General features: G+C 46.1%; 19 protein-coding genes. 15 read left to right on the top strand and 4 right to left on the bottom strand.

All coding sequences use genetic code 11. The features are described from left to right. Positions 1-131 precede the first annotated feature (131 nt). The 3 genes from QUA23_RS12755 to QUA23_RS12745 all read left to right on the top strand — a co-directional run bounded on the left by QUA23_RS12755 (position 132) and on the right by QUA23_RS12745 (position 4,568). Positions 132-2,597: an NACHT C-terminal helical domain 2-containing protein gene (locus QUA23_RS12755; RefSeq protein WP_333076313.1), complete on the top strand. Its 2,466-nt coding sequence runs from the start codon at positions 132-134 to the stop codon at positions 2,595-2,597. A gap of 112 nt (positions 2,598-2,709) precedes the next feature. After that, a complete protein-coding gene (gene glyQ / locus QUA23_RS12750) occupies positions 2,710-3,588 on the top strand; it encodes a glycine--tRNA ligase subunit alpha (RefSeq protein ID WP_190660228.1) in 879 nt (292 codons plus the stop codon). Positions 3,589-3,800: 212 nt separating this feature from the next. Further along, positions 3,801-4,568 carry an ATP-binding cassette domain-containing protein gene (locus QUA23_RS12745; protein WP_333076358.1) on the top strand — a complete coding sequence of 256 codons (768 nt, stop codon included), beginning with the start codon at positions 3,801-3,803 and terminating at the stop codon, positions 4,566-4,568. Between the two features lie 106 nt (positions 4,569-4,674). Here the strand turns inward: QUA23_RS12745 and QUA23_RS12740 are convergent, their stop codons facing one another. The 3 genes from QUA23_RS12740 to QUA23_RS12730 all read right to left on the bottom strand — a co-directional run bounded on the left by QUA23_RS12740 (position 4,675) and on the right by QUA23_RS12730 (position 8,502). After that, a complete protein-coding gene (locus QUA23_RS12740; protein WP_333076314.1) occupies positions 4,675-6,252 on the bottom strand; it encodes an MDR family MFS transporter in 1,578 nt (525 codons plus the stop codon). Between the two features lie 176 nt (positions 6,253-6,428). Beyond that, positions 6,429-7,700 carry an MFS transporter gene (locus QUA23_RS12735; RefSeq protein ID WP_333076315.1) on the bottom strand — a complete coding sequence of 424 codons (1,272 nt, stop codon included), beginning with the start codon at positions 7,698-7,700 and terminating at the stop codon, positions 6,429-6,431. 289 nt (positions 7,701-7,989) lie between these two features. Further along, positions 7,990-8,502, bottom strand: a complete 513-nt coding sequence (locus QUA23_RS12730) for a DUF2808 domain-containing protein (protein WP_015174749.1) — start codon at positions 8,500-8,502, stop codon at positions 7,990-7,992. 444 nt (positions 8,503-8,946) lie between these two features. Here QUA23_RS12730 and QUA23_RS12725 point away from each other — a divergent pair, with 444 nt between their 5' ends. From QUA23_RS12725 to QUA23_RS12675, 11 genes are all read left to right on the top strand, one after another. Further along, positions 8,947-10,095, top strand: coding sequence for a Re/Si-specific NAD(P)(+) transhydrogenase subunit alpha (locus QUA23_RS12725; protein ID WP_333076316.1), 1,149 nt, complete (start codon positions 8,947-8,949; stop codon positions 10,093-10,095). 293 nt (positions 10,096-10,388) lie between these two features. After that, positions 10,389-10,682 (top strand): NAD(P) transhydrogenase subunit alpha, encoded by a 294-nt coding sequence (locus QUA23_RS12720; protein ID WP_006633295.1) that lies wholly within the window; start codon positions 10,389-10,391, stop codon positions 10,680-10,682. Continuing rightward, a complete protein-coding gene (locus tag QUA23_RS12715; RefSeq protein ID WP_333076317.1) occupies positions 10,679-12,088 on the top strand; it encodes an NAD(P)(+) transhydrogenase (Re/Si-specific) subunit beta in 1,410 nt (469 codons plus the stop codon). Before QUA23_RS12720 ends, QUA23_RS12715 begins: the two co-directional genes overlap by 4 nt. Before the next feature lie 414 nt (positions 12,089-12,502). After that, on the top strand, positions 12,503-15,130 hold the full coding sequence (locus QUA23_RS12710) for a protein-arginine deiminase family protein (protein ID WP_333076318.1): 2,628 nt from the start codon (positions 12,503-12,505) through the stop codon (positions 15,128-15,130). A 136-nt stretch (positions 15,131-15,266) separates the two neighbouring features. Further along, positions 15,267-15,554, top strand: a complete 288-nt coding sequence (locus tag QUA23_RS12705; RefSeq protein ID WP_333076319.1) for a hypothetical protein — start codon at positions 15,267-15,269, stop codon at positions 15,552-15,554. A gap of 124 nt (positions 15,555-15,678) precedes the next feature. Next, positions 15,679-16,005: a DUF433 domain-containing protein gene (locus QUA23_RS12700; RefSeq protein WP_333076320.1), complete on the top strand. Its 327-nt coding sequence runs from the start codon at positions 15,679-15,681 to the stop codon at positions 16,003-16,005. Between the two features lie 4 nt (positions 16,006-16,009). Beyond that, positions 16,010-16,354 (top strand): DUF5615 family PIN-like protein, encoded by a 345-nt coding sequence (locus tag QUA23_RS12695; protein ID WP_333076321.1) that lies wholly within the window; start codon positions 16,010-16,012, stop codon positions 16,352-16,354. 169 nt (positions 16,355-16,523) lie between these two features. Then, complete coding sequence (locus tag QUA23_RS12690) at positions 16,524-17,447, top strand: hypothetical protein (protein WP_333076322.1); 924 nt, start codon at positions 16,524-16,526, stop codon at positions 17,445-17,447. An 85-nt stretch (positions 17,448-17,532) separates the two neighbouring features. Continuing rightward, positions 17,533-20,508, top strand: a complete 2,976-nt coding sequence (gene pruA, locus QUA23_RS12685) for an L-glutamate gamma-semialdehyde dehydrogenase (protein WP_333076323.1) — start codon at positions 17,533-17,535, stop codon at positions 20,506-20,508. 123 nt (positions 20,509-20,631) lie between these two features. Further along, positions 20,632-22,302 (top strand): glycosyltransferase family 39 protein, encoded by a 1,671-nt coding sequence (locus tag QUA23_RS12680; RefSeq protein WP_333076324.1) that lies wholly within the window; start codon positions 20,632-20,634, stop codon positions 22,300-22,302. 177 nt (positions 22,303-22,479) lie between these two features. Continuing rightward, entirely contained in the window at positions 22,480-22,959 is a 480-nt protein-coding gene (locus QUA23_RS12675) for a hypothetical protein (RefSeq protein WP_333076325.1), read from the top strand. A gap of 140 nt (positions 22,960-23,099) precedes the next feature. Here QUA23_RS12675 and QUA23_RS12670 read toward each other — a convergent pair whose 3' ends face one another. After that, on the bottom strand, positions 23,100-25,145 hold the full coding sequence (locus QUA23_RS12670; protein WP_333076326.1) for a S8 family serine peptidase: 2,046 nt from the start codon (positions 25,143-25,145) through the stop codon (positions 23,100-23,102). 254 nt (positions 25,146-25,399) lie between these two features. Here QUA23_RS12670 and QUA23_RS12665 point away from each other — a divergent pair, with 254 nt between their 5' ends. After that, a complete protein-coding gene (locus QUA23_RS12665) occupies positions 25,400-26,461 on the top strand; it encodes a UPF0104 family protein (RefSeq protein ID WP_333076327.1) in 1,062 nt (353 codons plus the stop codon).

Below are 26,461 nucleotides of genomic sequence, written 5' to 3'. Positions count from 1 at the left end.
AACTCTCAACAATCTGCCAAATGCAAGATAGGAGGCTGGTTTTAGATACGATCGCCTACCGCTCAGGTTATGTACAAGTTTGTCCAAGTTACGATCGCGTCGCTATAATTGGGGAAACCTGAAACCACTACATGACAGAACCTAGCGGGCGATCTCTCAGGCTATCGCCAACTCAACTGAAAAACGCGAACAGCGCATTAGCAAAATTTGGTAGCAAATCCGATTTGGCTGCTGAATTAAAGATGTCGCGTACTACTATCAACAAATTTTTCAAAGGTGAACCTGTTCAGCGCAAGCAGTTTCTTTGCATCTGCAAAAAGCTCAAACTGAAATGGGAACCCGATGATGAACAGGTTCAGGAGAAAGGTAAACCACCAAATTTGCTGTCAGATCCGCCTCTGGAGAGCCTGAAAGATGATATTGATGCGTTAGTTCAGCAAGTACGATCGCGCCTCCACGATGACATCCAACGGTTGCACGACACTATGCCGCTTTGGGGGATCGATCGTTGCGTGCCGTTGGGTGACTTGTTTGTGGATGTCAATCTTCTGGAGGAACTCAGTAGTAGTCGTAAATCGGAATTGGATGACTTGTGGCAGCACTTCAGCCAAAATCCCAGCTACCGCAGTTTGGATCGCATTGGTTTGGGCAAAGAGCAAAAACGGGTATCAGGTTTAGAGGTGCTGGCAAAGAATGCGAACCTGATGGTAGTGGGCAAACCGGGTTCGGGAAAGACCACGTATTTGCAGCGAGTGGTGATGGAGTGCAACGCAGGTAATTTACAAGCGCGCCGGATTCCGGTTTTGATTAAACTGCGAGATTTTGTCGAGGATGGGCGTGAGGTTGCCTATTCGCTAGAGCGTTATCTACAGCGGTGCTGGCGGTTATCGGATGCCGAAACTCAATTGGCGTTAGATCGAGGTCGGGCGCTGGTGCTGCTGGATGGGTTGGATGAAGTGACGGGAGAAGATGGGAAGAACATCGCCAAGGAAATCAAGCGGTTTGCTCGCACTTATCCCCAGGTGCAGGTAATTGTGACCTGTAGAACGCAGAGTCAGGAATCGCGGTTTGAGCGGTTTGATTATGTGGAGGTGGCGGATTTTAATCAAACGCAGGCGCGGGCTTTTGCCCAACATTGGTATAAGGCGGTGATGGGGGATGAGTCGGGGGGACTGGCAAAAGCCGAGGAGTTTCTGGGGCTGCTCTTTTTGGAGGAGAATAAGCCGATTCGGGAGTTAGCAATTACGCCGATTTTGCTGAGTTTGACTTGTGCGGTGTTTCACCAGACGGGGAAGTTTTACTCGAAGCGTTCCAAGCTTTATGAAGAAGGGTTGGAGTTATTGCTAGAGCAGTGGGACGAACGTAGGGGAATCGAGCGAGATGAATTTTATCGCGATTTGTCAGTGGAGCGAAAGCTAGAATTATTGAGCTTTCTGGCAGTGAAGAAGTTTAAAAAAGAGCAATATGTGCTATTTGAGCAGGCAGAAATTGAGGAGTATATTGCGGAGTTTTTGGCGATTGGGCAGCGGGATAGTCGAGCGGTGTTGAAGGCGATGGAAGCGCAGCATGGGTTGTTGATTGAGCGAAGTCAGAAAGTTTGGTCGTTTTCACACCTGACGTTTCAAGAGCATTTGATCGCTAAGTGGTTTAGTGCAACAAAAGACTTTGAAAATATGAGTGCTCAGTGCATTAACAAGCACTGGCGAGAAGTATTTATTTTGACAATTGAGTTGCTCCTAAACGCCAACAGTTTATTACTATCAATGAAAATCTGCATAGAGAAATTGATTGCTGACGATATTGAAATAAATTACTTTCTATCGTGGATATCCAATAAAGCTAAGACTACTATAGGCACAACTTATAAATTAGCTGCCTTGAGAGCAATTTTTATGGCTTTTATTCAAAACCTAGAAAATAATCCTGCCAACCATCTTTTTACAAAAATTGACCAAAATCTTAACTCTGAATATCAGTCATTATATTATTTGCTTTATGGATTTTTTTCGCGTCCCAACGATTCAACTTATGATTTTGCTGTTCTTCTCATTATCAATAAAATTGAAGATGGAAAATTTAACACTCATTTCCAAAAAATAGAACTACAAAATCGAGATTGGGAACCTGAGGATATATTGCCCGGGTTTGAGATTTCTAAATATTATTCATGCCTTGCTAGTCTGGGCTTATTAGTGTTAGACAACAATAATTGTTTAGTGTTAGGAGATGAGCGGTATATAAATGGAGTTATTTTAAAAATATTGCCTTCACTTGGATATTATATTCCTAAAGATTGGTATGGCATCGATCACAGTGTACGATGGGGGTATCTAGATGATTGGTGGGCAGTTAACAATAATGATTGGTCAAAACAACTCCAAAGTATTTTAAATAATCATCGGGATCTAGGTAATAGTTGGCAACCGCATCCGAAACAAAAGGAGATATTACAAAATTACTATGAGGCTAATAAGCTATTAATGGATTGTCTAAACATTAGTGCTTCAGTTAGTGATGAAATCAGACGAGAGATCGAAGATACATTACTATTACCGATCGCCGAAATCGAAAAACGCCAACGTGAAAAAGCAGAGTAGGGCAATTCGCTATAAATCCTGTCTTATCTAATTTTGGCAGGGTTTATTTCAATAAATCCTGCCTTGAGTATGCTTAAATAAGCTTAGACACATACTAGCCATATTTAAACCAGTGAACTTTCAATCAGTCATTGCCACCTTAAACAAATTCTGGAGCGATCGAGGCTGCCTGATCGCCCAATCCTACGACACAGAAAAAGGTGCAGGAACCATGAATCCCCACACCTTTCTCAGAGCAATTGGCCCCGAACCTTGGTCTGTCGCCTACATCGAACCCTGTCGCCGCCCCACCGACGGACGCTACGGCGAAAATCCCAACCGCTTCCAACATTACTATCAATATCAAGTTTTAATTAAACCCTCTCCTCCCAACATCCAAGACATCTATTTAGACTCCCTCAGAGCATTAGGAATTAGCCCAGAAGACCACGACATTCGTTTCGTAGAAGACAACTGGGAATCGCCGACCCTCGGAGCTTGGGGCGTCGGCTGGGAAGTCTGGCTCGACGGCATGGAAATCACCCAATTTACCTACTTTCAACAGTGCGGTAGCATTGACTGTCGCCCCGTCTCCATTGAAATTACCTACGGACTAGAACGCCTAGCAATGTATCTCCAAGAAGTCGATGCCATGACGAAAATTCAGTGGAAAGATGGCATCACTTACGGCGACGTTCACCTGCAAGGAGAAATAGAACAGTGTACTTATAATTTTGAAGCTTCCAATCCAGAATTGCTGTTTACTCTATTTGGATTGTACGAGCAAGAAGCCGAACAATTGACAAAAAAAGGATTGGTTTTGCCTAGTCTTGATTATGTGCTAAAATGTTCTCACACTTTCAATTTGCTCGACGCTAGAGGCGTGATTTCGGTAACGGAAAGAACCCGCTACATCACCAAAATTCGCAATTTGGCGCGGCGAGTTGCTCAGCTTTATTTGGAACAGCGCGAAAAGCTGGGTTTTCCTTTAGAAAAAGCTGTAAAAGTTTGAGAAGGAAAAGGATAACGACACGGATACACGGATGAATTTAGTTGCGATCGTCCTCGACTTATACCAATTTTATAGGTCTTTTCAGAGAATTCCGATCCCCCCTAACCCCCCTTAATAAGGGGGGGACAAGATTCCGATCAAAGTCCCCCTTCTTAAGGGGGATTTAGGGGGATCGAAATATGTGCAACTTTTTGAGATTTTTAATGAATTCAATGCCTAATTATTCGGAAAATAATACAGAAACAAATCCTCAACTGCGAATTGACAGTGTAAGCTTGAAAACACCGATCGCCTCAAGTTATTTGTTGGAAAATATATCGTTTCAGGTACAGAAGGGATCTCGCGTGGCAATTGTTGGTCCTTCAGGTGCGGGGAAAACAACGCTGTTGCGACTGCTAAACCGGCTCAGCACTCCCACCAGCGGCTCGATTTATCTGGAAAATACAGAATATCGCCAAATACCTGCGATCGAACTCCGCAAACAAATCACCCTCATCCTGCAAGAATCCAAGCTTTTGGGAATGTCGGTGCGAGAAGCATTGGCTTATCCTTTAAAGCTGCGGGGCGTGACTTCATCAAACATTGCAGAGAGAATTAGCGGGGCGATCGAACAACTCCACATACCCCAAGAATGGCTCAATCGCACCGAATTGCAGCTTTCCACAGGCCAAAAACAGCTCGTGGCGATCGCCCGCGGCATCATCCTGCAACCAAAAATCTTGCTTTTAGACGAGCCAACATCCGCCCTAGACGCAGGAAAAGCCGCCCACCTTTTGCAAGTATTGATACAGCTAACAAACGGCAAAACCACAATTGTAATGGTCAACCATCAATTAGAATTAGCCGAGCAATTTAGCACGCAAATTCTGCATTTACAGCGCGGAAAGCTCATCGAAGACTTGCCCTCCCATCAAATAAATTGGGTGCAACTGCGGCAAAATTTAATTCAAGCAGAAGCAGAAGCCCAACAAGAATGGTAAATAAGCTAAAAAACATTTAGTTGGCATTTTGAAAGCTCTTAAAATTATTGTGGGGTGGGCAGGAGAGCCCGCCCCAAAGATGCAACGCACTCCGCGCCCTACAGAATCAATGAGCTCCCCCAGCACCCGCACCCGCTTTCACCTTTTTAAAACCCAAAATAGCAATCCCACTTAACAACAAAGCAATTCCCACAAAATAAAAACAATCATTAAAAGCCATTACATAAGCTTCACGGCGGACAATATTATCAATTGCCTTAATTGCCTGGTCTTTCGCCACGCTTAAATCTGCACCGCGACTCACAAAATACTGAGTCATTTGATTAATTCGCTCCTGCGTTGCCGGATTGTACAAAGAAACAGATTCCCCCAATCGATTCGAGTGAAATTGCTCGCGCTGCGTCACCAAAGTTGCTAGCGCCGCAATCCCCATCGAACCTCCCATATTTCGCATCATATTAAACAAACCAGAAGCCGAACCAGCCTCGTGTCTCTCCATACCAGCAGTGGCAATAGTTGACAGCGGCACCATAATTAAAGGCTGTCCCAATGCCCGGACTAATTGCGACCAACGCAACTGATCGATACCCGTCTCGTGAGTCATGCTGGCATTCATAAAACAACTCACCGCAAACAAACTCACACCGATGCCAATCAGCAGCCGCATATCGATTCGCTGCATCAATTTCGGCACCATCGGCACGATGAATAACTGCGGCACCCCAGCCCACATAATCACCTCGCCAATTTGCATGGCATTGTACTGCTGAATCTGACCTAAATACAGGGGCAAAATGTACACCGAACCGTACAATCCCACCCCCAAGGATACATTGACAATAGTAGCTAAACCGAAATTGCGGCGGGTCAGCAAGCGCAAGTTAATAAACGGTTGTTTGCGAGTTAGTTCAATCCAGAAAAAAGCGCTGAGAAATATTGCAGCAATTATGCTTAAACGCACAATAAAATCCGAACTAAACCAGTCCTTGCGGCTTCCTTCTTCTAACACGATTTGCAGGGAACCCAAGCCGATCGCCATCGAGATAATTCCCCACCAGTCGCCCTCTTTTAGCAGTTCGAGTCTCAGCGGTGCGGGGGCGACGGCGTACCACACAGCCGCTAGCAGCAGCAGCCCTGGAATTAAATTTAAATAAAAGACATATTGCCAGCCGTAATTCTCAGTCAGCCACCCTCCCAATGTCGGCCCGATGGATGGTGCAAAAGTAGCTGTCATTGCAAACATCGCCATACCGATTGGCTGCTTTTTGGGTGGCAAATTAGTCAGCAAAAATGTAAAAGACATCGGAATTAAAACGCCGCCTGACAATCCCTGCAAAGCCCGAAATAAAATCATTGAATTCAAATTCCACGCCCAAGCGCAGCACATGGAAAAGAAGACAAAGAAAGCGGCATTTACCAAGATGTAGCGACGGAAAGAAAACACCTGCGACAGCCAACCAGTCAGCGGAATTACGACTATTTCTGCGACTAGATAGGCGGTGGAAATCCAAGAACCTTCTTCTAAAGTTGCGCCTAAAGCTGCTTGAATATCTCTGAGAGATGCGTTGGTGATTTGGATGTCCAAAACGGCCATGAAAGCGCCGAGAATTGTTCCCATGACGCCGATCCAGGTTTTTAAGGGAACGCGATCGCTCTGCTGTGGAATTGCACTGCTATTTGCCATTGGTTTAACCTCTGGTTGCGTAATTAATTTGGATTTTTTAACCGCAGAGGGCGCAGAGGGCGCAGAGAAAGAGAAGAGAGAATTTTACAAATTGTTGAGGATTGCTGGAGATACAGTCAGATGTTCCCTTTGGGAATGTTGTTTAATGTTGGCTTTTGTGATTTTAGGCTAAATCGCTAGTGCGGAATTAAACCCATTTTTTGATAAAGTGGTCGGACTAAGTTTTTTAAAGCTGGCAACTGTTTGGTAAAAATTATGGAGCCTAAAACACAAACTATACCTCCAATGATGACTGTATTGGGAGCGCCGATATAATTGGCCAATCCGCCGGCAACTAAATTCCCAAACGGTGTCACTCCAAAAAATGCCATCGTGTATATGCTCATCACTCTTCCGCGTTTGTCGTCTTCCACAATTGTTTGCAACAATGTGTTTCCTCCTGCAAATTGGATAATGAAACCAAACCCCACAAACAACATCATGATTAATGACAGCCACAAGACGCGGGACAAACCAAAACCTATCAGTCCGAATCCCATAATGGCAGGTGAAATCGCAATCAATTTGCCGAGACCAACTATACTTTTGCGAGAAATCAAATAAATCGCGCCCGCGAAGGCGCCAACTCCCGAAGATGCCATCAAAAAGCCGAGGGTTTGTGCGTCGCCTTGCAGAATCTTGGTGGCAAAAATTGGGACTAAAACTGTGTGCGACATTCCCGCAAAACTGACTAATGCTAATAGCAGTAAAATTGCTCGAATTGGGGGAAACCCGAAGGCATAAACGAATCCTTCTTTTAATCTTTGTAAGGGTTTGGTATTAGTTGCGGCAATTTTACGGGCTTTGATTTGCATCGCTAATAAGCCTGCAATTACGGCGATGTAGCTGAGCCCGTCAATGAGAAAGCAATAACTTGGGCCGACTGTAGCTATCAGCAAACCTGCAATTGCTGGGCCGATTAATCTGGCTCCGTTGAACATGGAAGCGTTGAGGGCGATCGCATTTGCTAAATCTTCTTTCTTTTCTACAAGTTCCGGCACAAAAGCTTGCCGTGCCGGCGCGTCAAAGGCATTAATGGCGCCTTGAAAGAAACTCAGTACCAGGATCTGCCAAATGTTAACGACTCCTGTTAGCGCTAAAAATGCTAGCGCTAAGGATTGAACCATCGCTAATATTTGAGTGGCAATAATGACTCGGTGGCGGTTCCAGCGATCGATTAAAACTCCTGCAAAAGGCAGTAAAATTAATGTGGGTATTTGACTGGTAAATCCCACCACGCCGAGCATCCAAGGTGAATCGCTCAAATTGTAGACAAGCCAAACAGTAGCGACTTGCGTCATCCAATTGCCAATCAGGGAGATGCCTTGTCCTGCAAAAAACAGGCGATAATTTCTCGATCGCAGCGCTGGAGGAATTTGTATTGTTTTGATTTTTGCTAGTAGATTCATGCGAGAGTACGGCTAGAGCAATCCTATTTGATTGGTAAACATTTTGTAGGGGTAGCGCCCCTGGACCTACCCCTAATTAGCCAAGGGCAACCATCGAGGGGCTGCCCCTAGACTCATTATTACGAATCATTGAGAATTGCGATATGAGCCGAAAGTTCTATTTTACAACTCCCGAAAACCCGGATTTGAGTATTGTTAAATTTTTGCCCGCAGCAAAACGATCGCCACATTTAAATTTTTCTGTCGCGATCGCTTGACTAACGAGAAATTCCTTCTCCGAATCCTTCCCTCAATTAATGCTCAACAGCCAAGTGCCTAGGTAACGCAGCAAGGGAACGTCACCGGGGGTGCGGATGCGGACGTTGAAATGGTACATTCCGCCGGGAGATGGGTTCCTGACGTTGGAGAGTACAACCTCAACATTGTTGCCGGCGGCAATTGGTTCTTTGGGATAAATTTCTATGAATCGATTTTCTTTGTCCCAGATTACTTCTTGCAATTCTATTGTTTTGTCTTTGACGCGCACTTTAATGTCTTTTTGGTCAAATTCGCCTTTGTAGTAGTCTGGATAGGATATGTTCAGTTGGGCGATCGCCAAACTTACTTTTTTGGAAGGAATTCGCAGCCGATATCTATCGCCGCTCATCCCGGCTGTACCGTAATCCAAGCGATAGCTTAATTGGTTGGCGCGATCGGGGCCGCCGAAAATCGTGAATCCTGGCATGGACTGGGCTAAACTGATGGCGGGTAATCCAGCCACCAAGCAACCTGTAACCGCTAGTGCTGAAAATAATCGTCGCATAACAACTCCTCTAATTAAACTCTTGGTGAACCTTAAATATTGCTCGCCCGAAATTTGCGATCGTGCCTACAATATATCGAATGTCTCAGCAATTTGATGAGGGCGAGGGACCGCCGGCTGAGGTCACTTTTTTTTGCGTAATTTTTGCGTAATACTGATAACTGACATTCAGACTACAGAATTAGGCGACATAAAATTATATCATAATCGGTGGCAAACTTAACCATTTAGCGAATTTGAATGTATAAGATAAGTTAAAGATACGGGTCGAATTTGAGCGATCGGCTTTAGTATCAACGAGAGAAGTTTAGGGCAACGGCTGCTTCAATGTAAAGCAAGGCATCGGGCGATTAAAAATCGCACTTCAAGAAACCTGCGGAGGCAGGTTTTGTCTGTGTAGGCGCGGTTTCAACCGTCCTAGGAAGGCTTAAATAAGGAGAGTTCATGAAATTAGCGATCGCAAAAGAAATAGCAGCAGGAGAACGCCGGGTGGCTTTAGTACCCGACGCTGTAGCCCGATTAGTCAAACAGGGCGTCGAAGTTTGGGTTGAGGCCGGTGCCGGCGCGCAATCCTTTTTCTCGGATCTTGCTTACGAAGAAGCGGGAGCTCAGGTTGTCGCCGATACTGCTAGGCTGTGGGGCGAAGCCGATGTCGTCGTGAAAATCGGAGCCCTGCAAGAATCAGAAGTTCATCAACTCCGGGAAGGAGGCGTTTTCATCGGATTTTTGAATCCTCTGGGAGATCCAGCTTTAGTGCAGCGTTTAGCCGATCGCAAAGTAACGGCATTCAGCATGGAAATGATCCCGCGCACCAGCCGCGCTCAAAGTATGGATGCGCTGTCATCTCAGGGTAACGTCGCCGGTTACAAAGCGGTATTGATCGCAGCAGCAGCTTTGCCAAAGTATTTTCCGATGCTGACAACGGCGGCGGGTACGATTCGCCCCGCGAAAGTATTGGTAATGGGTGTGGGCGTTGCTGGCTTGCAGGCGATCGCCACGGCGCGCCGTTTGGGTGCGGTAGTCGAAGCCTTCGACATCCGCCCAGAAACAAAAGAACAAGTGCAAAGTTTGGGCGCTAAATTCCTTGATGTTGAACTCAAGGAAGAAACCGTCGCCGCCGGAGGTTACGCTAAAGAATTATCAGAAGCCGCCAAAGAATACACCCGCCAAGTGCTCACCCAACACGTCAGCGCTTCCGATGCAGTGATTACAACGGCTCAGGTTCCTGGCAGAAAAGCACCTATTTTAGTTACTAGAGAAATGGTTTCTCAAATGAAGCCCGGATCGGTAATTGTTGACCTCGCGGCCGAACAAGGCGGTAATTGCGAATGTTCTGAAGCGGGGAAAGATGTTGAATGGAACGGCGTTAATGTCATCGGCCCGATTAATGTGCCCTCGTCGATGCCTGTCCACGCTAGCGAAACTTACTCGAAGAATATCTCGGCTTTACTTCAGTTGATGGTGAAAGATAAGGAACTCAATTTGAATTTTGAAGACGATATCATTGCTGGTGCTTGCGTCGCCCGCGACGGTGAGATTAGCAACCAGCGAGTTCGCGATGCTTTGGCCGCTCAGGCTTCAGCAGTCAGTTAGATTCTGTCGTTATGATGCACAGTCCGGCAAGGGTTGAAACCCCTGCCTCAAAGCTAAAGTCCTCGCTATGAGGACTGAAGAACTGGTTAAATATCTCCAGAAAAGGCTTTTTTTGTTTGGTGACTAGGGCCAGATCCCCCCTAGCCCCCCTTAAGAAGGGGGGAACAAGAAGTATTCAAAGTCCCCCTTCTTAAGGGGGATTTAGGGGGATCGAGACTCGGCAACAAACGAGAGATATAAAGGACTTTAGCGTTAATTTCACACCAATTACCAATTACCAATTACCAATTGTTATGGCAGAAGGATTGATTGCAGGTTTAGTGGTGTTTACTCTAGCGTCGTTTGTGGGATTTGAAGTAATTAATAAAGTCCCGCCGACGCTGCACACACCTTTGATGTCGGGCTCGAATGCGATTTCTGGAATTGCGGTTTTAGGCGCAATTCTGATTTCAGGCCAAGGCAATGTGACTGTTACTTCGATTTTGGGGACGATCGCGATCGCCCTGGCCACAATTAACGTTGTCGGCGGTTTCTTAGTAACCGATCGAATGCTGCAAATGTTCAAGAAAAAAGAGGTTAAAGCGTGAGCGATTTTCTGCCCAGTGGCATTCAACTAGGTTATTTAGTTGCCGCATCTTTGTTTATTATCGGTTTGAAACAGTTGGGTTCCCCTGCAACTGCCCGTCAAGGAAATGTGTTAGCTGCGATCGGGATGTTAATTGCAATCGTCGGTACGTTGCTGGAAAAGCAAGTAGTCAGCTACGAATTGATTGCTGTCGGAATTATCGTCGGTTCCATTTTGGGAACGATTATGGCGAATACCGTGGCGATGACGGATATGCCGCAGATGGTGGGTTTGCTTAACGGTTTCGGGGGCGCGGCTTCTGCACTCGTTGCTGTGGGCGAATTCTGGCGCTATCTCAGCATCCCGGAATCGCCAACTCCAGACGCGACAATCACGATCCTTTTGGGTGTGTTGATTGGCGGAATTACTTTCACTGGTAGCCTTGTGGCGTTTGCGAAACTGCAAGAATTGCTACCTGGTGCGCCCATGACGTTTCCGCTGCAACAGCCGTTTAATGCCATGCTGGCGATCGCACTTTTAGCCGGCAGCGGTTATATGCTGTTTAACCCGGAGGATGTGCCGGTATTCCTGGCTTTGGTGGCGATTTCCAATATTCTGGGAATCATGTTTGTGCTACCGATTGGCGGTGGCGATATGCCGGTGGTGGTGTCGCTGCTTAACTCTTATTCGGGGATTGCGGCGAGTGTGGCTGGGTTCATTTTGATGAACAATATGCTGATTATCGCTGGTGCATTGGTGGGCGCGTCGGGGATTATTTTGACGCAAATCATGTGCAAGGCGATGAATCGATCGTTAGGTAGTGTGCTGTTTAGCGCCTTTGGTAGCGGTGGCGGAAGTGCAGCAGGTGCTGCTGGGGCTGCTGGTGCTACTGACAAAACTGTTCGCAGCATCAATCTCGAAGAAAGTGCGATGATGTTGGGTTATGCGCGATCGGTTGTGATTATTCCGGGTTACGGGATGGCTGTAGCGCAAGCACAGCACGCGGTGCGCGAGTTAGCCGACGGTTTGGAAAAAATGGGTGTTGACGTGAAATACGCGATTCACCCGGTGGCTGGGCGGATGCCGGGGCACATGAATGTGCTGTTGGCGGAAGCAAACGTGCCTTATCCGCAGTTGTACGATATGGACGACATCAATCCGCAGTTTGACGAAACGGATGTTGCTTTGGTGATTGGTGCGAATGATGTGGTGAATCCGGCGGCGCGTCACGATACGGCGAGCCCGATTTACGGGATGCCGATTTTGGAGGTTGATAAGGCCAAACATACGATCGTGATTAAGCGCGGGATGAGTGCTGGTTTTTCCGGTGTAGACAATGAGTTGTTCTACAAGGATAAGACGATGATGTTGTTTGGTAGCGCTAAGGATGTGGTTGCCAAATTGGTTTCTGAGGTGAAGCAATTGTAGGATTTTTTAACCGCTGATGAAGGCGGATTAACGCTGACGATCAAACCCGGTTTCTCCAAGAAACCGGGTTTTTGTTGGGTTTTTGTTTTGATATCAATATTCTTCAGTCTCAAGCGAGAGAGACTTCGTTGTCGTTGATTTGGTAAATCCGTGGGCTGATGCCGAGGCTTACCGAGACGAAATTGAAGCAACTATTAAAGAAAATGAGGGTGCTTAAAACATGGCACGAATTTGCCATAACAAGACCTACGGACTCCGACAAAGAAACCGGGTTTCTTACCTAATCTGTGGGTAAGAACGCCTCTTTTCGTAAAAAACCTGTTTTCTGAGCCCCCATGCGTAAGTTCTTATAATTAAATCCCCCATTGTTCCCAAGATTAGGTAAAATTATTGGCGTGTCTGAGGATAAACTATATGCGCTGGGTTCGATATATTGCGATCGCGATCGTCAATGGTTTCGGTGTCGTCATCGGTATTATTTGGGTTGCAGTCCCCACAACAGTGGCTCAACCTTCCCTAAACTACCAACTCGCACTCTCTGCGCGACAGCCAGAGGCCGAAACTCCGCAATCCCTTTCCGAACTCTACAAATTGCGCGATCGGCTGAAAGTACAATTAGATAACCTTGCCAAAACTCCCGACAGCGCCCCGTTTCCGGCAGAACTTTGGAAATCAGCAATCCACCGTCAGCAATCTCAAACTCTGACGCAGCAACTCCAAAACGTTCAAAGTCAGATTCAAATAGAAGAAAGAGCCAAATATAATTGGGACGATGCTGCTAAATTAGCCGCCCAAGCAGTCTTAATTGGACGCACTTCTAATCCTTCTTCTGCTACTTGGGAAGAGTCCCAGCGGCTGTGGCAGTTGGCTATCAATACGCTGCGACTCATTCCTCACGAATCTTTTTTGACCGATCGGGCGATCGACAAAACTATCGAATACCAAGGAAACCTCAGTGTCGCTACCTATGAAATGCAAGTTGCACGTTCTGTTGAGAAAGTTAGAGCCGAGGAAGAAGAGATAAGAGAGCGAGCCCGCAAAGAGCAAGAGAAAAAAGAATTTGCTCGTCGAGAAATAGAGAGAAAAGAGCAAGAAAAAAAAGACCGGGCTAGAAAAGAACTAGAAAGACAAGAATTCCAAAGGCAAAAATTAGCCCGTAAAGAACTGGAAAGGCAAGAATTAGCCCGTAAAGAACTAGAAAGACAAGAATTCCAAAGGCAAGAATTAGCCCGTAAAGAACTGGAAAGGCAAGAACTTGAAAAGCAAGAGTTAGCCAGACAAGAACTAGCCAGACAAGAACTTGAAAAGCAAGAGTTAGCTAGACAAGAAGTTGAAAGGCAAGAGTTAGCCAGACAAGAATTAGCCAGACAAGAACTTGAAAGACAAGAGTTAGAGAGAAATCAGCAAGCAACTTCTCAACCAACTCCTGAATCAACTGCAACACCAACTTCCGCCCCAGTTACGCCTGCTGCGTCGCCGCCGAACTTTTTCTTTGCTGGAGATACCAACAGAGATGGCCAAATTAACGAGCAAGACGAAGCCGGAAAAGAACAATGGTCTTTGTCCAAGGGCGCGCTCATTTTATTTAACGATCGCAATAACGATCGCGGCAAGATACCGACTTGGAAACAAACCAAAGTTAGCGCTCCCCGCCGTGCAGCAATGCTTTCTCAAGTTAACTTAACACTGTCTGAAAACTTCAAAACCTCTCAGTTATTTATCACTGCTGACAGCATTGCTAGCCCTCACATCAGCGTTTTTCAGAAGACGGGCGACGGCTGGCAACCTGTAGATATATCCGGTGCAAAACCTCTAGTTTTTAGCACAAATATTGTTTTAGGTGTCGAAGCAAAACAATTTGCCGATCGCAATTGGAACGGCACTGTTAATCTCAAAGCAACTGCCCAAAATAACGGTCAAGAAATCGCCTCCACAACAATCCAAATGGGCGTTAGTCCTTGGATGATAGCGCCCAATACAGCACCAGTAACCGAAGTCCAGGTCAGTGACAGAGGCTCGGTAAACAGCGAATTTATCTCGCAATTAAAACAAGCAGTAGAACCCACGGGTGCTAGAGTAAAAATTCTCCAGGGCGATCGCACTTGGATGCAAGATACCCAGAAAAACGGCTACGTTCAATTGCCAGAAAAATCGGATATACGCCTGTTTAATGTAGCAATAAAAAACAATAGCGAGCCAGAGAAAAACCCGCCTGTTAAATCCACTCAAGACCGCGATTTGAAAGTATTTAACCTTGGCAATCCTCGTTCTTTAGACCCTGTAAGTCAGTGGTCTGACGGATACGGCAATTTGCAGGTAACACCCCCGATTCCCGGACACCCAATGGGTCGAGTTTATTACGGTAATTCGGGAAATGCTAGTTTTAATCCAGAGGTACTTGATTTTATTCAAGCTCAGAGAATTCAAGGGCCGCCAGTGGATATTGATACTTCTTGGCTTTTGACTCGCCAAGTCGATGAAATTATCAATTTTATTCCCACTCAAACTCCCGGACAATATGTAATGGCGATCGCCAGTCCCGAAGCCGGAGTTAAGCTGTTGGAAGAATTGGAGGGAAGAGGTTACGGCGATGTTACTATTAATCGCGGTTTGAGCACTCAAACAACAGTCAGCGCAGCTTTGAAAAATCGAGCTTTAATTCAACACAATTTCTATTTGCAACAGCAGAAACTTAATCCGATTGTAGAGAAGTTGAAAAGAGAGTTTTTACTCGGAGACGACCAAATTATTCAAGTTCCGGTGATGTTTGGCTACAGCGGTTATGCTTGGTGGCCGAATATGGTCAATTCGGTGCCAGTTAACGGCAAGTTGTTAGTTTCAAATCCGCGCGGGCCAATGATCGAGGGTGTAGATTACACTCAGGAAAGATTGCGCCAACTGCTGCTTCCTGCTGGCGTCAGCGTTAGTTTTCTGGATGACAGGTATTATCAAGAATTGAAAGGAAACGTGCAGTCGGCGACGAATACTGTGAGGAAGCCAGAAGACCGGCCATTTTGGCAGTCTTTGCCTAATAATTACTAATGGGTAATTGGTAATGGGTAATTGGTAACTCATAGGGGCGGGCTTTACCAAGCATCTATGTTTAAAACTCAGTATATAGTAAACCCGCCTTCCTATCTAGCTAATATTTAGGAAAACTATGCTAGGACTTTAACAGATGGCTACCCTGCAAATAGAAAACATACCAGAGGAATTGTATACGAGGCTGCAAGAGTTAGCCTATGCTCAAAACTGCTCGATTAGCGCGTTTGCGATCGTTATTTTAGAAGCCGAGTTGTCAACAGAGACAAAACCCCTCTCAGGAAAACGTAAAAAGTCTGTAACAGAAATATTGGCAGAAATCAGCCGCCGTCGCGAGTCTCGTCCGGCTAATATGGGGATGATACTAGATAGTACCGCTTTAATTCGAGAGGATCGCGACAAATATCTTGCACCATTTTTATGAAAAGGCTTTCCGGCCTGTTCCACGAAAGTACCATTTTTATGTGGGGTAGTTTATTTTTATTAGTAAAAAGATCATCGCTATAATATAGATACGACATTCCCAACAGTCAAACCCCCGATTAACTATGACATTAAAAGAATTAGAACCCCAACTGCTTTCCCTGACTCCGCCTGAGAAAGCTCAAGCAATACAGATATTAGCTCAAAGTTTAGCTAACACCTGGCAGGGAATTGAAAAAACTCCCGGTGTCGTCGGCGGTAATGCCAGAATTGCCGGGACTAGAATTTCTGTTTGGGGATTGGTAGAATCTCGTCGATTAGGTGCCACGGATGCTCAACTTTTAGAAGATTATCCGCATCTTAGTGCTAGTGACTTGAAAAATGCATGGGCTTATGCTGAAGCATTTCCTGACGAGATTGAAGCCGCAATTAAGTTGAACGAGATAGATTAACATAATGGCAGGTTTGTATGCAGATGAACAATTCCCTCGGGTAGTAGTTGAATTACTTCGCGCTCTAGGTCACGATGTGCTTACTGTACAAGAAGCGAGTAATGCAAATCTGGGCATTCCTGATGAAGATGTCCTGGCTTTTGCTGTCACAAAGGAACGGGCCGTTTTAACACTCAATCGAATCGATTTTATTCGACTGCACGCTTCACAACCTAATCATGCTGGTATCATTGTCTGCAAAGACGATCAGCAGGACAGACAGAGGATGGCTACACGAATTTCGGAGGCTATTTCTAATGTGGAAACATTGAGAGGAAAGCTGGTTAGAGTCAATCGTCCATCTCAATAAGTAACAGAGATTTAAAAAGTTGGTAAATGGCGATCGCCCCAGCAGATAGATTTCTCGCTCAACACGGACGGTATTCTGTCAAAAGCCTTACGTTACTGGTACAGTGCAGGCGATCGCACCAGTAACGTAAAATGTCTAAAAGCGGTCTTTGTAAAATAAATTTAGCCCCATGAGCGACGAACAGGAAAAAAAACAAATTTTGACTCAGCAACCGGAAACAATTTCCACTGCCAGTGATGAGTTCGATCGCAGTGAAATTGTTAGTGGCGATTCAACTTCCGCACCCCTAGAAACTCCCGCAGAAATTGTCGCGCCCAAAGATATTTCAGCGCCAATCGACGAGGCCGAAACAATTCCAATTGCCGCCGATAGCGCGCCGGCAACAACTCAACTTGCAAGTTATCCGCCTCCAACAATTCCCACTGCCAACCCCGAACCAAAACCAGCTCGATCCTGGCAAATCTTAGCAGTTTTTCTCAGCGGAATGTTAGTCGGTTCTGTCCTTAGTCTCGGCAGCTTGTTAGCGTGGAGAATGTATCAGGAAAGAGCGAACCTTCAAATCAAACTACCCGCTGACGTACCCCTCCCCGAAAGCCCTCCGCCTGTCGCAACAGCGCCCGTCAACCGCCGGCCCGGGCTTCCCCCAGCACCTGGAACTCGACTGCCCGCCACAATCTATCCGTCGCCCCGTCCAACTCAAATACCCTCTGTGTCTGGCGTTCCGCAACTTGCTTCGCCGTCACCCTCGCCGTTGCCGTTGCCTTCTCCTTCTGCTTCTCCCGCTGCGGTTGAAACCCCTGTAACCGAGCGAGTTTACTTTCAAGCTGGTGCTACTGGAACTACTCTGAGCAATAGTTTGCGAGCCAACATATCCAGGCGCTACTTACTGGAGTGCAATAGCGGCCAAAGCATGACAATAAATGTTCAAGAAGGTCAAGTTAGTGCAGCAATTATTGCTCCTAACGGTGAAAAAATAGGTACTGCAAATAGTACCAGTCAGTGGCAAGGTCAACTAGCCAGCAGCGGCGATTATACTATTGAAATTTCCGGCGACCGCCAAGCAAACTACGGTGTTAGAATTGAAGTCAAATAGCAAGTACAATTTTATCAGGGGGTAGTTACCCAATACATAAACCCGCCCTGGTTGCGAATTACAAATTACCCATTACTAATTACCAATGGTTGCACAAATATCTCCAAGCATCTACGAAGCAAAAACTCAGGAAATTGCCCAAGAAATCCTGCGGGCAACTCAAGAGAAAAAGCGCTCTTTTTTCGGTCAACTCCAAGACCAAATGCGCTGGGACGACAAACTTATGGATTGGGCGATGGCCAGCCCCGGACTGCGGGTGCAGTTGTTTCGATTTATTGACTGTTTGCCGGCCCTCCGCAGCAGGCCGGAAATTGCCCGCCACTTGCAAGAATACCTGACCGCCCAAGAGGTAGAATTGCCCGAAGCATTGAAAAAATTGCTTAACTTTGCTAGCCCTGATTCAGTTCCTGGTCAATTGGCGGCGACGACAGTGGCGCCTGCTGTGGAAACTTTGGCGCACAAGTATATTTCTGGGGAAAATATCAAGCAGGTAATTAAAACCTTAGAGCGACTTCGCAAAGATAAAATGGGTTTTACAGTTGACCTTTTGGGGGAAGCTGTCATTACTGAAACTGAGGCGCAAATTTATCTTAACCGCTATTTGGAATTGATGGAGGAACTGGCTAAGGCAGCGAAGAATTGGCCACAAGTAGATGCAATTGATAAAGCTGATGATGAAACTTTGCCGCGAGTGCAAGTATCCGTAAAATTAACAGCTTTTTATTCTCAGTTTGACCCGTTGGATGCTAAAGGTAGCGAGGAGAAAGTAAGCGAGAGAATTCGCCTGTTACTGCGCCGCGCGAAGGAATTGGGCGCGGCCGTTCATTTCGATATGGAACAGTATGCTTATAAGAGTTTGACTCTGAGCATTTTGAAAGACTTATTGTTAGAGGAAGAGTTTCGCAGTCGCACGGATGTTGGAATTACATTGCAAGCGTATTTGCGCGACAGTGCCCAAGATTTGCGAAACCTGATTTCCTGGGCAAAAAAACGCGGAAATCCGGTAACAGTGCGGCTGGTAAAAGGCGCTTACTGGGATCAGGAAACTATCAAAGCGATGCAGAAAGATTGGCCGCAGCCGGTCTACAATGACAAAGTTACTACCGATGCAAATTTCGAGCAAATGACGCAGTTGCTGCTAGAAAATCACGAATATTTGTATGCAGCTATTGGCAGTCATAATGTACGATCGCAAGCGAGGGCGATCGCCATTGCCGAAACTCTCAATATACCGCGCCGCCGCTTTGAAATGCAAGTGCTGTACGGCATGGGCGACAAATTGGCTAAGCTTTTGGTCGATCGGGGTTATCGCGTTCGAGTCTACTGCCCCTACGGCGACTTATTGCCGGGAATGGCTTATTTGATCCGCCGTTTGCTGGAAAATACCGCCAACAGTTCTTTCATCCGGCAAAGTTCCGAAGAAATGCCGATCGAACAATTGTTAGCCGCGCCCGTTGCTAACGGAAATGACCAGCTAGTTTACAGCAAAGTATTTCCCAACGTTGCCGATACCGACTACGCCAATACCAAATTGCGGCAACAAGCAGAAACAGCCATCAAATCAGTGCGCGCCAACTTAGGCAAAACCTATTTACCACTAATCAATGGCGAGTACCAAAATACGGAAACAACAGTTAATTCCCTCAACCCTTCCAATCCCACAGAAGTAGTTGGCACAATCGGATTGCTTTCCGAAGCACAAGCCAAACAAGCCCTTGAAGCAGCAAAATCAGCCTCCACCAGTTGGCGGAAAACCCCTGTCCGCCAGCGTGCAGGCGTCCTCCGCAAAGCCGCTGAGTTGATGGAACAGCGGCGGCACGAACTGTCAGCTTGGATGGTGTTTGAAGTCGGCAAACCCGTCAGAGAATGCGATGCCGAAGTTTCTGAAGCTATAGATTTTTGCCGCTACTACGCCGACGAAATGGAACGGTTAGAACAAGGGAAAAATTACGACATTCCCGGAGAAACTAACCGCTACACCTATCAGCCGCGCGGCATTTCTTTAATCATTTCGCCTTGGAATTTCCCCCTGGCAATTCCCGTTGGCATGACAGTTGCCTCGCTGGTGGCAGGTAATTGTACTTTACTCAAACCTGCGGAAGTTTCCTCAGTAATTGCAGCAAAAATCACAGAAATTTTGCTAGAAGCTGGCATTCCCAAAGGCGTATTTCAATACGTGCCTTGCAAAGGTTCAACCGTCGGCGCTTACATGGTGAAACATCCCGACGTTCACATGATTACTTTCACCGGTTCTCAGGAAGTTGGCTGTCAGATTTATGCCGATGCTGCGATTTTGCAGCCTGGACAAAAACACCTGAAACGAGTAATTGCGGAAATGGGCGGCAAGAATGCAATTATTGTCGATGAAAGTGCAGATTTAGACCAAGCAGTTGCAGGCGTAGTTTATTCGGCATTTGGCTACAGCGGCCAAAAATGTTCTGCTTGTTCGCGAGTAATTGTAGTCGAATCAGTGTACGATAATTTTGTGGCAAGATTGGTAGAAGCGACGCGATCGCTCAATGTCGGCCCTGCAGAAAATCCCGGCACTCAAGTCGGCCCTGTGATCGATGCAAATGCCCAGTCGCGCATCCGCGAATACATCGAAAAAGGTCGCGCCGAAGCTAAAATAGCTTTAGAAATGCCGGCACCGGAAACCGGTTATTTTGTCGGCCCAGTCATTGTTACGGAAGTATCCCCGACAGCAACTATCGCCCAAGAAGAAATTTTCGGCCCAGTTTTGTCGGTGATGCGGGCAAAAAATTTCAGCGAAGCGATTGTTATTGCTAACGGTACAAATTTTGCTTTAACCGGCGGATTGTATTCTCGCACGCCTTCGCATATCGATCGCGCCGCATCGGATTTTGAAGTCGGAAACCTGTACATAAATCGCGGAATTACTGGCGCTGTGGTATCGCGGCAACCTTTCGGAGGATTCAAACTTTCGGGAGTTGGTTCTAAAGCGGGTGGCCCGGATTATTTGCTGCAATTCCTCGAACCCCGCACCATAACCGAAAATATTCAGCGGCAGGGTTTTGCGCCGATTGAAGGAGTGGATGATTAATCATTCCTTTGTTGGCAGTGAGGACTTCAGTCCTCTCTCTGGCTGTTAAGTTGGTAAGGTGCGCAATGCGCACCTTACGGTGGGGTAACAGGAAAAATTTGTGCGAGATTAGCTAGTTATAAAATGGAATCTACGAAAGATCGCGATCGACTAAATTCTCACAACCTTTCACTTGACAAGTGGCTGCGATTTTTAATTATCGCCGTATTAGCCATAGGTATTTTATTTCGGTTCGCCAATCTCGATCGCAAATTTTACTGGATAGACGAAACATATACTTCTTTGAGAGTTTCGGGCTACCCCGAAGCGGAAATAATCAAACAAATTTCGTACCAGAAAATAACCTCGCCTGCGGATTTACAAAAGTATCAGCAGATAAATTCCGAAAAAACTGTAAGGGATACCCTGAATTCTTTAGCAACAGAAGACCCCCAACACCCGCCGCTGTATTACGTACTAGCGCGATATTGGGCGCAATGGTTCGGCAGTTCCGTTGCAGCAATGAGAAGTTTGGCCGCCGTGATTAGCCTGCTAGTATTTCCCGCAACTTATTGGCTGGCTTGGGAGTTATTTGAATCTTCAGCAGTAGCGTGGATGGCTATCGCCATTTTCGCAATTTCTCCCTACCACATCCTATTTGCCCAAGAAGCGAGACAGTACAGTTTGTGGACAGTAACTACTATTTTATCCAGTGCAGCCTTGCTGCGAGCAATGCGCCCTGAGTCAACTCAAAATGCTGTCCCCCTCGTTCTTTCCTGGGCGCTTTATGCAGGCACAGCAACACTGGGATTTTACACACACTTGTTATTTGTCTGCGTCGCTGCAGCCCACGCAATCTACGTCGCAGTTATTGCCAACTGGCGCGATGTGAAAACATTCATTTCCTATTATGTAGCATCTTTAATCGCTTTGATCGGCTTCATGCCTTCCCTGGTACATACTGTAGAAAACTTCAATCAAGTTAGAAGCACAACAGCATGGGCAGAACAAACAAATTACTTAAGATTAGTCAGCAGGTGGGTTGGTTCTATCAGCATAGCATTTTTTGATATTGGCATTGATGGAACTGCCAACCCCACACAACTAGCTTTGCTAATTCCAGTTGGTATCATGATTTTAGCTTTGGTCGGCTATGCCCTTTATTATCTATGCCGACAAACACCAAAGCGAGTGTGGTTAATTGTATTGTTATTAATTGCAACAACTGCTTTGTTTTTAGCAGTACCTGATATAATCAAGGGTGGAAGGCGATCGGGAAATCCGCGATATTTAGTTCCTTGTTATGTGGGAATTCAGCTAGCAGTGGCTTACCTGCTGTCTGCAAAAATTAGTAACAATTTGGAGAAGTTAAAACAGCAAAAACTGTGGAAAATCGTTATAGTTGCAGTTTTTTCCGCAGGTATTATATCCGGTGGAGTTAGTTCTCAAGCAGATATTTGGTGGAATAAAGGCAGCGGTTGGTTGGGTGCCTTGGAAGTAGCCGCGAATGTCAATCAAGCCAGCAATCCGCTAATTATCAGCGATGCCAATATCGCATATATCATGCCTTTAAGTTATTACCTAGAACCAAAAGTCAAACTGCTAATAGAACCCCACTGTTACACTTCTTGCTACAAAAATCGAGAATTGGCAAAGAAAAAACCCCAGCCCCCGCAAATTCCCGGCGGTTTCAGTGAGTTGTTTTTATACAGACCGTCCTCTACTTTGCGCTCGGCAATTCAGCAACAAAGCTATCAAATAGATCCGTCTGACACTAATGTCGAGCTTAATCTGTGGAAAATTACCAAAAAATAATCTAAAACATTAAGGCAAAAAACACGAGTTTGCTGCCCAAAAATAAATGTCTTATTCACTGCGACATACTGACCATAAACGGCATTTTTGGAAGTATGTCGTAAGTAGAGTTCGATAGGTTGGCTTTTCGTGATAAGCTAAAAGTTAAGAATCAAAAAATAACATCAAAAATCTCAAATGACAGTCACTGAAACCTCCAACATTCGTAAACTGCTGTGCGATCCAGACTTAGGGCTGATTCCTCACCTAGAAAAGTGTCTGAAAGATTTGCACTCATCTGCGATCGCCAGTGGAGAGAAATTCAAGGTAGAACCTTACGATATAGAACTCAAAAGCTGCCACACCCAGAAGCATCCCAACGACCAAAAACCCCTCGTCACCCAGTCAGTGTTAATAAAAGTTCCCCTGACTGGGAAAGTTCAAGACAAGATGCACCTATATCTGATCGCAACTGAGTTGCAGAACCAAATCGACTTCAAAATTATCGACTGGAGTGCCTTAGAACGCCGCCAATACGACATTCATGGCATCCCCTTAAAGCAGCCGATCACCAAAATAGACGGTCAGATGAATTACGAATTAGTATTCGATCGACCAGGCTACTGCTGCATCACCCTGTGCCGCCAATTTGACTTAACTTACGCCGCCAATTTTTAATACCAATTCCCAAAAGTAGGGACAGGGCAATGCCGTGTCCGGCGCGGGGAGTAGGACACGGCATTGCGGTGTCCCTACGGTTCGCTTTTAATAATTGGTAGAAGATTGAGGATTGTAGATCGATCGCACTTGCATCAAATTCAAACCGATCGATTGGCAGTTTCCGCAAGAATCCTCTTAATATCAGCAGGAGTCAGACTCGGATTAGCTTGCAACATTAAAGCTATCACGCCGGATACTTGTGGTACTGCCATTGAAGTACCCGCAAAATATCGATAAGGAATCCCCGGTTGAGAAAGTGGCACAGTTGAATAAATGTCACCAGAATCCGTCGTGCCAGCGTCGCCGCCCGCAGCAACAAAATAATTAATAGTCCCCGCACCTGCCCGGTTAGAATAATCCGCAAACAAGCCATTTCGGGTAACACCACCGACAGCAATTCCTACCTCATTGGCAAACCGAGCCGGATAATCTACTTGTGGGCGAGCATCATTTCCCGCCGCCGAAATCACGATCGCCCCTTGAGCTTCAGCCGCTCGAATCGCATTCAATTCTTGATCGTTCAACTGTAGGCCACCCAAACTCACATTAATAATCTTCGCTCCATTTGCCACCGCATAATTAATCGCATTAATTTCATCCCGAATTTTACCGACTCCTGCCCCATCAAGTATTTTCAAAGGCATAATCTTCGCAGTTGGAGCCGTTCCAGTAATCCCAACCCCATCTTTTTTCGCAGCAACCAAACCCGAGATATGAGTGCCGTGATTGTTATCATCCATCGGGTCATTATCGTTGTTGACAAAATCCCATCCCCGGAAATCGTCAACAAAGCCATTGTTGTCATCATCAACCCCGTTGCTAGCTTTATTGCGACCGATCGCATCAACACCGGTTTCCCCCGCATTACTCCAAATATTCCCCGTCAAATCCGGGTGATTGTAGTCAACTCCGCTGTCGATAACTGCCACCACAATTCCGTCTCCTGTCAAGCCCTGGGCCCAAACCTCCGGAGCTTTAATTAAATCTCTGCCCCACTCGTCGCCGCCCAAGTCGGGAACGTCAGGAAAAGGTGCAGTACCTCGAGCTTTAGCAACTGCCGCCGCTGCATTCACCAAACCGAACCCAAAACGAGAGTCAAAACCCTGCAAGTTGCTCGGATTGTTAGGAGAAACAGTTGCAGGAGTTGCAGATAGATTTAGGGTGAAATCTGTACTGCCTTGGTATTGATAAACTCGGACAAAGTAAGTTCCTGCGTCTAAACCGTTGATCTCGATCGACTCCGGCGATAAATTCGGTTGTTGAGAAGAAGCAATAATATCTGTGAAGTCAATAGAATTGTCGCCATTAAGATCTTTAATGAGAGCAACGTCAACATCCGCCGTCAAACCGCTGACAGTTAAATTAAAGTCGCTAGTTGCAGGCAAAGTAAAGCGGTAAAGACCGTCTGGCCGGGCGTTGCTAACTGAATCTGCGATCGTTTGAGTGCCGCCCAAAATGCCTAAATCGCGAGCTTCGCTGAGTTGGTTGCCCAATACTGTAGTTGCAGAGATGAATGTATCGGCGAGGTCTTGTGGAGATGCGTTGGCTACCAAGCCCAAAATAGCATTGGATTGGCGAATTTTAATTAATGTATTGGAAATACCGGGCGCGATCGATATTTCTTCGAGAATCAAGTCAGCTTCGGTAAGGTTGTCAGTCAGTCCGATCGAATCCACAAAACTGTTAAAGTCAGTAATAACGTCAGCAGCAGCCGGATCGGAGACTGCGGAGTCGCTGCGGAGGACAAAGGTATCGGGGCTCAAACCCCCTGTCAGCGTATCTTTGCCGCCATCGCCCACTAAAACGTCGCTGCCAGAGTCACCGTTGAGGGCGTCTCCTCCCTTGCCTCCCTGCAAGGTATCGCTGCCGCCATCCCCAAACAGGATGTCACTGCTGACACCGCCGTTAAGCACATCGTTGTCTGCACCCCCGAACAGGGTATCGGAATTGCTGCCGCCGAGAATGCGATCGTTACCATTATCGCCGCTAATTATTTCGGCATCCGACGAACCGATAATAAAATCGTTGCCGCCAAGGGCAAAAAATCCGTTAGGATAAGGAGTCAAAAAGCCCGGAGTCAAGGCGAAACTATTGGGGCTATCATCTAAAAGATAGGAAAGACCGTCAGGGCTCGGGCCGGGCATAGAAATGTACTCCTAGCGAGGTATATCGATCTAAATTTTAGATTTTAAATTTAAGTTTGTGGTTAAAAACGCCCTAAATAGTCTGTAAGGCGGGCATTACACAAAGTCTGTAGAGGTCTGCACAGGTTAGGTAAAACAGATTTATTCCGTCATATAGTGCCGTGTAAATCAACCACAATTCCGCCTTTGTCCATCTCAAATATAAAATCTAAAATAGTATAACTTAATCCCAAATTCAAAATCGGGATCGGAAAATGGGAAAACCACACTTGCATCGAATTCAGAATTTTTTGAAGATCGCGAAGTCGCATTTAAAGCCTTATTTGCGCTATTTGATTTTGGGCGGGACGTTTTTATTTATTGCCAAAGCTTTTTTAACTCACTGGCGAGAAGTCGCGAATATCCAAATTCGAGCCGAAAGTTTTCCGTTGCTGGCGATCGCCCTCGGCGTCACTTTATTGTCTCTAATTTTTGTCGGCTGGGTGTGGATGTTGATTTTGCGAGAATTCCGCCAACCTGTAACTGCCGCCTGGGCGATTCAAGTTTTTCTCAAAACTAATATTGCCAAGTATTTACCGGGGAATATTTGGCATTTTTGGGGTCGAATATTGGACGCCAAAAAGGCAGGGATTTTCCCGAAAGCTGCTACTCTCAGCGTGTTGCTGGAACCGCTGCTGATGGCTTCTGCGGGCGTTTTGATTGGGTTGATTTGTTTTGACAAATTCAATTGGTGGTTGCGGATTGTCGGTTGTGCTGCTATTTTAACGGCGATTCATCCCCGCATTTTAAATCCGATCGTTCTTTTTGTAGAGCGGTTGAAGTTATCCAAGAACAATGGGGAAAATTCCCAGGCTGGGGAGGATGCGAGCGAGGAACTGAATTTTCGTGCAGAGTCTACCTCCAATCTAGCTAAAAAAACATCGAATGTCAAGTCGCGCCACAAAATTAATTTGCCAATTAAACGCTATCCTTTAGTGCCGTTAATTGGACAAATGTGTTTTATCGGATTGCGAGGCTGCGGTTTTTTGCTAACTGTAACTGCTTTAACTCCGGTGAATTTTAGCAATATTCCTAACTTGTTCGGTGCTTTTTGTTTGGCGTTTGTTGTCGGTTTAGTCGTACCGGGTGCACCGGGGGGAATGGGAGTATTTGAAGCAACGGCGATCGCCCTGCTGTCCGATCGCTTTTCTACGGGTATAATTTTGAGTGCCGTGGCTTTGTATCGGATAATTAGCATTCTGGCGGATGTTTCGGGTGCTGCTTTGGCAAAGCTCGATCGCCAGCGAAATCAGCGCAGTCAAAAAAGGCGAATTTGA

The organism is Microcoleus sp. Pol1C5 (assembly GCF_036701115.1).
In the GTDB taxonomy this organism is placed as follows: Bacteria; Cyanobacteriota; Cyanobacteriia; order Cyanobacteriales; family Microcoleaceae; genus Microcoleus.
Note: the sequence above shows the minus strand (reverse complement) of the source record. Positions and strands in the feature narration are given on the sequence as shown.

Bases quoted from the DNA above. Each gene is read 5' to 3' on its own strand.
- pruA (WP_333076323.1), top strand. From the start codon at position 17,533: ATGGTTGCACAAATATCTCCAAGCATCTACGAAGCAAAAACTCAGGAA.
- QUA23_RS12695 (WP_333076321.1), top strand. From the start codon at position 16,010: ATGGCAGGTTTGTATGCAGATGAACAATTCCCTCGGGTAGTAGTTGAA.
- QUA23_RS12740 (WP_333076314.1), bottom strand. From the start codon at position 6,252: ATGGCAAATAGCAGTGCAATTCCACAGCAGAGCGATCGCGTTCCCTTA.
- QUA23_RS12725 (WP_333076316.1), top strand. From the start codon at position 8,947: ATGAAATTAGCGATCGCAAAAGAAATAGCAGCAGGAGAACGCCGGGTG.
- QUA23_RS12735 (WP_333076315.1), bottom strand. From the start codon at position 7,700: ATGAATCTACTAGCAAAAATCAAAACAATACAAATTCCTCCAGCGCTG.
- QUA23_RS12730 (WP_015174749.1), bottom strand. From the start codon at position 8,502: ATGCGACGATTATTTTCAGCACTAGCGGTTACAGGTTGCTTGGTGGCT.
- QUA23_RS12700 (WP_333076320.1), top strand. From the start codon at position 15,679: ATGACATTAAAAGAATTAGAACCCCAACTGCTTTCCCTGACTCCGCCT.
- QUA23_RS12705 (WP_333076319.1), top strand. From the start codon at position 15,267: ATGGCTACCCTGCAAATAGAAAACATACCAGAGGAATTGTATACGAGG.
- QUA23_RS12755 (WP_333076313.1), top strand. From the start codon at position 132: ATGACAGAACCTAGCGGGCGATCTCTCAGGCTATCGCCAACTCAACTG.
- QUA23_RS12690 (WP_333076322.1), top strand. From the start codon at position 16,524: ATGAGCGACGAACAGGAAAAAAAACAAATTTTGACTCAGCAACCGGAA.
- QUA23_RS12745 (WP_333076358.1), top strand. From the start codon at position 3,801: ATGCCTAATTATTCGGAAAATAATACAGAAACAAATCCTCAACTGCGA.
- QUA23_RS12720 (WP_006633295.1), top strand. From the start codon at position 10,389: ATGGCAGAAGGATTGATTGCAGGTTTAGTGGTGTTTACTCTAGCGTCG.
- QUA23_RS12680 (WP_333076324.1), top strand. From the start codon at position 20,632: ATGGAATCTACGAAAGATCGCGATCGACTAAATTCTCACAACCTTTCA.
- QUA23_RS12675 (WP_333076325.1), top strand. From the start codon at position 22,480: ATGACAGTCACTGAAACCTCCAACATTCGTAAACTGCTGTGCGATCCA.
- QUA23_RS12665 (WP_333076327.1), top strand. From the start codon at position 25,400: ATGGGAAAACCACACTTGCATCGAATTCAGAATTTTTTGAAGATCGCG.
- QUA23_RS12710 (WP_333076318.1), top strand. From the start codon at position 12,503: ATGCGCTGGGTTCGATATATTGCGATCGCGATCGTCAATGGTTTCGGT.
- QUA23_RS12670 (WP_333076326.1), bottom strand. From the start codon at position 25,145: ATGCCCGGCCCGAGCCCTGACGGTCTTTCCTATCTTTTAGATGATAGC.